Below are 7,816 nucleotides of genomic sequence, written 5' to 3'. Positions count from 1 at the left end.
CGCTGTGCCTCAACGTCGAGGTGCTCTCCAGCGACGGCATGTCCATCGAGATGCGCGACACCGACGAGGACGTCTTCCGCGCGGCGGAGGAGCTCGGCATCGACCTGTCCCGGCGTGAGCCGAGCAGTGTCGAAGAGGTCTGATTTTCAAGCGAGGGGATAACAAGTGCTCGACGTCAACTTCTTCGACGAGCTCCGCATCGGCCTCGCCACGGCCGACGATATCCGGCAGTGGTCGCACGGCGAGGTCAAGAAGCCCGAGACCATCAACTACCGCACCCTCAAGCCCGAGAAGGACGGACTCTTCTGCGAGAAGATCTTCGGTCCGACCCGCGACTGGGAGTGCTACTGCGGCAAGTACAAGCGCGTCCGCTTCAAGGGCATCATCTGTGAGCGCTGTGGCGTAGAGGTCACCCGCGCCAAGGTGCGCCGTGAGCGGATGGGCCACATCGAGCTGGCCGCGCCGGTCACCCACATCTGGTACTTCAAGGGCGTCCCGTCGCGCCTCGGTTACCTGCTCGATCTGGCTCCGAAGGACCTCGAGAAGGTCATCTACTTCGCGGCCTACATGATCACGTATGTCGACACCGACATGCGTGCCCGTGACCTGCCCTCGCTGGAAGCCAAGATCTCCGTCGAGCGGCAGCACATCGAGCAGCGCCGTGACGCCGACATCGAGGCCCGCCAGAAGAAGCTCGAGACCGACCTGGGCGAGCTGGAGGCCTCGGGCGCCAAGGGCGACGTGCGCCGCAAGGTCCGCGAGGGCGCCGACCGCGAGATGCGCCAGCTGCGCGACCGCACCCAGCGCGAGCTCGACCGCCTCGAGGAGGTCTGGAGCCGCTTCAAGAACCTCAAGGTCCAGGACCTCGAGGGCGACGAGCTGCTCTACCGCGAGATGCGCGACCGCTTCGGCCGCTACTTCCGCGGCGGCATGGGCGCCCAGGCCATCCAGGAGCGGCTGAACAACTTCGACCTGGCCGCCGAGGCCGAGTCGCTGCGCGAGACCATCCGCAGCGGCAAGGGTCAGAAGAAGGCTCGCGCGCTCAAGCGGCTCAAGGTCGTCTCGGCGTTCCTCACCACCCGCAACTCGCCCAACGGCATGGTGCTCGACTGCATCCCGGTCATCCCGCCGGACCTGCGCCCGATGGTGCAGCTCGACGGTGGCCGGTTCGCGACCTCCGACCTCAACGACCTGTACCGCCGGGTCATCAACCGGAACAACCGCCTCAAGCGACTGCTCGACCTCGGCGCGCCCGAGATCATCGTCAACAACGAGAAGCGGATGCTCCAGGAGGCCGTCGACGCGCTGTTCGACAACGGCCGCCGCGGCCGTCCGGTCACCGGGCCGGGCAACCGCCCGCTGAAGTCGCTGTCGGACATGCTCAAGGGCAAGCAGGGCCGTTTCCGGCAGAACCTGCTCGGCAAGCGCGTCGACTACTCCGGCCGTTCGGTCATCGTCGTCGGCCCGCAGCTCAAGCTGCACCAGTGCGGCCTGCCCAAGCAGATGGCGCTCGAGCTGTTCAAGCCGTTCGTGATGAAGCGCCTGGTCGACCTGAACCACGCGCAGAACATCAAGTCGGCCAAGCGCATGGTCGAGCGGGCCAGGCCCGTCGTGTGGGACGTGCTCGAAGAGGTCATCACCGAGCACCCGGTGCTGCTCAACCGCGCGCCGACCCTGCACCGCCTCGGCATCCAGGCCTTCGAGCCGCAGCTGGTCGAGGGCAAGGCCATCCAGATCCACCCGCTGGTCTGCACCGCCTTCAACGCCGACTTCGACGGCGACCAGATGGCGGTCCACCTGCCCCTGTCGGCGGAGGCCCAGGCCGAGGCTCGCATCCTGATGCTCTCGACCAACAACATCCTCAAGCCGGCCGACGGCAAGCCGGTGACCATGCCCACCCAGGACATGATCATCGGTCTGTACTGGCTGACCACCCAGCGCGACGGCGCCGAGGGCGAGGGCCGCATCTTCGGCTCGGTGTCCGAGGCCCTGATGGCCTTCGACCGCCGCGAGCTGGACATCCAGTCCAAGATCCAGGTCCGGGTCAAGGACGTCCCGCCGCCGCGGGGCTGGTCGGCTCCCGAGGGCTGGGAGGCCGGCGAGGCCTACCGCCTGGAGACCACGCTGGGCCGCGCCCTGTTCAACCAGACGCTGCCCGACAACTACCCGTTCGTGAACTCCCAGATCGGCAAGAAGCAGCTCTCGGCGATCGTCAACGAGCTGGCGGAGAAGTACCCGAAGGTCGAGGTCGCGGCCGCACTGGACGCGCTCAAGGACGCGGGCTTCCACTGGGCGACCCGCTCCGGCGTCACGATCTCCATCGACGACGTCGTCGCGCCGCCGAACAAGGCCGCCATCATGGAGTCCTACGAGCGCAGGGCCGACAAGGTCCAGCGCGAGTACGAGCGCGGCCTGATCACCGACGAAGAGCGCCGTCAGGAGCTCATCGAGATCTGGACGCACGCCACGGCGGACGTCGAGACCGACATGGTGAACGCCTTCCCGGCGACCAACTCCGTCTGGATGATGGTCAACTCCGGCGCCCGAGGCAACAAGATGCAGGTGCGCCAGATCGCGGGCATCCGCGGCCTGGTGTCCAACACCAAGGGTGAGACGATCCCGCGGCCGATCAAGTCCTCCTTCCGCGAGGGCCTGTCGGTGCTGGAGTACTTCATCTCCACCCACGGACAGCGGAAGGGTCTGGCCGACACCGCCCTGCGCACCGCCGACTCGGGTTACCTGACCCGTCGTCTGGTGGACGTCGCGCAGGACGTCATCGTCCGCGAGATCGACTGCGGCACCGACCGCGGAGTCCCGCTGCACGTCGCCGACCGCGACTCGGCAGGCGGCCTCGTCAAGGCCGAGAACGCCGAGAGCAACGTGCACGGCCGCATCCTGGCCGAGGACGTCGAGGTGGACGGCAAGGTCGTCGCGACGGCCGGCGCCGACATCAACGACGCCATCGTCACCGCGCTGGTCGAGGCCGGCATCGAGACGGTCCGCACGCGCAGCGCGCTGGTGTGCGAGGCCAAGATCGGCGTCTGCGCCACCTGCTACGGCCGCTCCCTGGCGACCGGCAAGCTGGTGGACGTCGGCGAGGCGGTCGGCATCATCGCCGCCCAGTCGATCGGCGAGCCGGGCACCCAGCTGACGATGCGCACCTTCCACACCGGTGGTGTGGCGGGCGCGGACATCACCCACGGTCTGCCCCGTGTCCAGGAGCTGTTCGAGGCGCGCGTCCCCAAGGGTGTCGCCCCGATCAGCGAGGCCGAGGGCCGGGCGCGCATCGACGAGACCGACAAGACCCGCAAGATCGTGATCACGCCGGACGACGGGTCCGACGAGATCGCCTACCCGGTGTCCATGCGGTCGCGTCTGCTGGTCGGCGACGGCCAGCGCGTGTCGGTGGGCCAGCAGCTCATCGCCGGTGCGGTCAACCCCAACGAGGTGCTGCGCATCCTCGGCCCCCGGGCCGTGCAGCTGCACCTGGTGGCCGAGGTCCAGCAGGTGTACCGCTCGCAGGGTGTGTCGATCCACGACAAGCACATCGAGATCATCGTGCGGCAGATGCTCAAGCGCGTGAACGTGCTCGAGTCGGGTGACACCGATCTGCTGCCCGGCGAACTCGTCGAGCGGCCGCGCTTCGAGATGGTCAACCGCGAGGTCGTCGCCGAGGGCGGCACCCCCGCCTCCGGCCGTCCGGTGCTCATGGGCATCACCAAGGCGTCGCTGGCCACCGAGTCGTGGCTGTCGGCGGCGTCCTTCCAGGAGACCACGCGGGTGCTCACGGACGCGGCCATCCACGCCAAGTCCGACAGCCTGCTCGGTCTGAAGGAGAACGTCATCATCGGTAAGCTCATCCCGGCCGGTACGGGCATGTCCCAGTACCGCAACATCCGGGTCGAGCCGACCGAGGAGGCCAAGGCGGCGATGTACACCGTCGGCGGCTACGACGGCTCGGCGACCGACTACACCTTCGGCACCGGCAGCGGCGAGGCCGTCCCGCTGGAGGAGTACGACTTCGGTCAGTACAACCGCTGACGGCGGCGGCCGGCGACGCCGGCCCCGCGTCACGGCAGGCGCATGAGGGCGCCCGTCCCCGGCAGGGGGCGGGCGCCCTTCGCCGTCTTCCGCCCCCGGACACGCTTCGCCGTGTCCCCGGTTCCCGTGCGCGGCCGAGGCGGCGCCCGGGGACACGGCGGACCCCTGCCCCCCCAGTGCGGCCTCGCGCCCCCGCAGGACGGCTCCCGAAGCCGCGCGCGGCGGCTCCTGGGGGAGGGGCGAGGGGCAACACGGGGAAATCGTCGAGACGAGTCCGCGGTTGGCGTAAACTTGTCTGGTGCCTTATAGCGGCCGGGGGGAAACCGGCCGCGGGACCACGACACGAACTGAGACCGCACGCACAGGCGGCTCGGCGCAGCCGTTTTGACGTGTTGCGATGGGCTGGGTAGTCTTGCCCTTCGTGCCCGTGGCTTCATGGGCTCACATGCGTGCGCTCCGAGGCCCTTACGGGGGCGGCCGGACGTCGCGTGATCTCCTCCATCGGTCGCCGGTCATCGCCGGGCGCATTGCGGCAAAGATCGCGACACGCCCGAACGCGTGGGTCGGAGCTGAGGGAAAAACAGCAGGTCATGACACCGGCAGAGCCTGCGAAACGCACGACTTTTCGAATCACCGGCCAAGCACGAACGGAGACGCGGTGCCCACGATTCAGCAGCTGGTCCGCAAGGGCCGCCAGGACAAGGTCAGTAAGACCAAGACTCCGGCGCTCAAGGGGAGCCCCCAGCGGCGCGGCGTCTGCACGCGCGTGTATACGACGACCCCGAAGAAGCCGAACTCCGCCCTCCGCAAGGTGGCGCGTGTCCGGCTGACCAACGGCATCGAGGTGACGGCCTACATCCCTGGTGTCGGTCACAACCTTCAGGAGCACTCCATCGTGCTCGTGCGTGGCGGTCGTGTGAAGGACCTGCCGGGTGTTCGCTACAAGATCATCCGCGGTTCGCTGGACACCCAGGGCGTCCGCAACCGCAAGCAGGCCCGCAGCCGTTACGGCGCGAAGAAGGAGAAGAGCTGACATGCCGCGCAAGGGTCCCGCTGGGCGCCGACAGCTTGTCGCAGACCCGGTGTTCAACTCACCGCTGGTCACCGCGCTCATCAACAAGGTTCTTCTGAACGGCAAGCGGTCGCTCGCTCAGACGATCGTCTACGACGCCCTCGAGGGCTGCAGGGAGAAGTCGGGCAACGACCCGGTCGTCACCCTCAAGCGCGCTCTCGACAACGTCAAGCCCACCCTTGAGGTGCGCAGCCGCCGCGTCGGTGGCGCCACCTACCAGGTGCCGGTCGAGGTGCGCGCCGCGCGCAGCACCACCCTGGCGCTCCGCTGGCTGGTGCAGTACTCCCGCGCCCGCCGCGAGAAGACCATGACCGAGCGGCTGATGAACGAGCTGCTCGACGCCAGCAATGGCCTTGGCGCAAGCGTGAAGCGGCGCGAGGACACGCACAAGATGGCCGAGTCCAACAAGGCCTTCGCCCACTACCGCTGGTAATCCCAGCGGCGACGACGAGACGACGAGGACGCGAGAGAAGTGGCGACAACGACCGCTCTTGACCTGGCCAGGGTCCGCAACATCGGGATCATGGCCCACATCGACGCGGGCAAGACCACCACGACCGAGCGCATCCTGTTCTACACCGGTATCAACTACAAGATCGGTGAAGTCCACGAGGGCGCTGCCACGATGGACTGGATGGAGCAGGAGCAGGAGCGCGGCATCACGATCACCTCCGCCGCGACCACCTGTACTTGGCTTGATCACACGATCAACATCATCGACACGCCCGGCCACGTCGACTTCACCGTCGAGGTGGAGCGTTCGCTGCGCGTCCTCGACGGTGCTGTGGCGGTCTTCGACGCCGTGGCCGGCGTCGAGCCCCAGTCCGAGACGGTGTGGAGGCAGGCCGACCGCTACGGCGTTCCCCGCATCTGCTTCGTCAACAAGATGGACCGCGTCGGCGCTGAGTTCCACCGCTGCGTCGACATGATCGTGTCGCGCCTCGGCGCGACCCCGTTGGTCATCCAGCTTCCCTGGGGCGTCGAGGCCGACTTCAAGGGCGTCATCGACCTGGTGAAGATGAAGGGCCTGATCTGGAGCGCCGAAGCGGCCAAGGGCGAGATGTACGACACCGTCGACATCCCGGCCGACCACGCCGAGACGGCCCGCGAGTGGCGTGACAAGCTCATCGAGACGGTCGCCGAGAACGACGACCAGCTCATGGAGCTCTACCTCGAAGGCACCGAGCCGACCGAGGAGCAGCTCGTCGCGGCGATCCGCCGCGCCACGCTGGCCAGCGCGCTCAACCCGGTCCTGTGCGGCACCGCGTTCAAGAACAAGGGCGTGCAGCCCCTGCTCGACGCGATCGTCGCCTACCTCCCGGCGCCGATCGACATCCCCGCCTTCAAGGGGCACGCGGTCGGCGACGAGGAGAAGGTCGTCGAGCGTCACGCCGACCCGACCGAGCCGTTCTCCGCCCTGGCGTTCAAGATCATGAGCGACCAGCACCTGGGCAAGCTGACCTACATCCGGATCTACTCGGGCACGCTCGAGACCGGTACGTCGGTCGTCAACTCGGTGAAGGGCAAGAAAGAGCGCATCGGCAAGATCTACCAGATGCACGCCAACAAGCGCGAAGAGCGCTCGTCGGCCGCCGCCGGCGCGATCGTGGCGGTCATGGGCCTGAAGGACACCACCACCGGTGACACCCTCAGCGACCCGGCCCACCCGGTCGTGCTCGAGTCGATGAACTTCCCCGCCCCGGTCATCAACGTGGCCATCGAGCCCAAGACCAAGGGCGACCAGGAGAAGCTCAGCACGGCGATCCAGCGCCTGGCCGAGGAGGACCCCTCCTTCCAGGTGCGCCGCGACGAAGAGACCGGGCAGACGGTCATCTGGGGTATGGGCGAGCTCCACCTGGAGATCCTCGTCGACCGGATGCGCCGCGAGTTCAAGGTCGAGGCGAACGTCGGCCGCCCGCAGGTCGCCTACCGCGAGACCATCCGCCGCAAGGTGGAGAAGGTCGAGTACACGCACAAGAAGCAGACCGGTGGTTCCGGCCAGTTCGCGCGCGTGATCATCGACCTCGAGCCGCTGGGCGAGGGCAACGACGGGTACGAGTTCTCGAACAAGGTCAGCGGCGGCCGCATCCCCCGGGAGTACATCCCGTCGGTGGACGCGGGCGCCCAGGAGGCCGCCGAGTTCGGCGTGCTGGCCGGGTACCCGATGGTGGGTGTCAAGGTCACCCTCCAGGACGGTACCTACCACGAGGTCGACTCGTCCGAAATGGCCTTCAAGATCGCCGGTTCGATGGCCTTCAAGGAGGCCGCGCGCCGTGCGGACGCCGTAATCCTGGAGCCGATGATGGCCGTCGAGGTCACCACGCCCGAGGACTACATGGGTGATGTCATCGGCGACCTGAACGGCCGTCGCGGGCAGATCCAGGCGATGGAAGACCGGACCGGGGCGAAGGTCATCAACGCCCTTGTCCCGCTGTCAGAGATGTTCGGCTACGTGGGTGACCTGCGCAGCAAGACCCAGGGCCGGGCTGTCTACAGCATGCAGTTCAGCTCCTACGCGGAGGTGCCTCCGGGCATCGCCAAGGAGATCGTCGCGAAGGCTCGGGGCGAATAGCCCTGAATACCTGGTGGCCGGGGGCGCCGAGAGATCGCGCCCCCGCCGGCACAGGATCGGGGACAGGTCCCAGACCCTGACCGGCCCGGACGGCGGAGCGAATCCGCCGCCCGGGGATCGGGCTCCGAGCC

General features: G+C 67.9%; 4 protein-coding genes. All 4 read left to right on the top strand.

What is annotated here, in order from left to right; genetic code table 11:
• The first annotated feature begins 165 nt into the window (after positions 1–165).
• The 4 genes from ACFO60_RS30855 to fusA all read left to right on the top strand — a co-directional run bounded on the left by ACFO60_RS30855 (position 166) and on the right by fusA (position 7,685).
• Positions 166–4,041, top strand: a complete 3,876-nt coding sequence (locus ACFO60_RS30855) for a DNA-directed RNA polymerase subunit beta' (RefSeq protein ID WP_380847235.1) — start codon at positions 166–168, stop codon at positions 4,039–4,041.
• A 658-nt stretch (positions 4,042–4,699) separates the two neighbouring features.
• Positions 4,700–5,074, top strand: coding sequence for a 30S ribosomal protein S12 (gene rpsL, locus ACFO60_RS30850; RefSeq protein ID WP_061253213.1), 375 nt, complete (start codon positions 4,700–4,702; stop codon positions 5,072–5,074).
• A 1-nt stretch (position 5,075) separates the two neighbouring features.
• The gene (rpsG, locus tag ACFO60_RS30845; protein WP_380847232.1) at positions 5,076–5,546 is read left to right on the top strand and encodes a 30S ribosomal protein S7; all 471 of its coding nucleotides are present in this window, start codon (positions 5,076–5,078) and stop codon (positions 5,544–5,546) included.
• Positions 5,547–5,636: 90 nt separating this feature from the next.
• On the top strand, positions 5,637–7,685 hold the full coding sequence (fusA, locus tag ACFO60_RS30840) for an elongation factor G (RefSeq protein WP_380847253.1): 2,049 nt from the start codon (positions 5,637–5,639) through the stop codon (positions 7,683–7,685).
• Positions 7,686–7,816: the final 131 nt, after the last annotated feature.

This window comes from Sphaerisporangium dianthi, assembly GCF_042654065.1.
GTDB classification, from domain to species: Bacteria; Actinomycetota; Actinomycetes; order Streptosporangiales; family Streptosporangiaceae; genus Sphaerisporangium; species Sphaerisporangium dianthi.
Note: the sequence above shows the minus strand (reverse complement) of the source record. Positions and strands in the feature narration are given on the sequence as shown.

Bases quoted from the DNA above. Each gene is read 5' to 3' on its own strand.
- rpsG (WP_380847232.1), top strand. From the start codon at position 5,076: ATGCCGCGCAAGGGTCCCGCTGGGCGCCGACAGCTTGTCGCAGACCCG.
- fusA (WP_380847253.1), top strand. From the start codon at position 5,637: ATGGCCCACATCGACGCGGGCAAGACCACCACGACCGAGCGCATCCTG.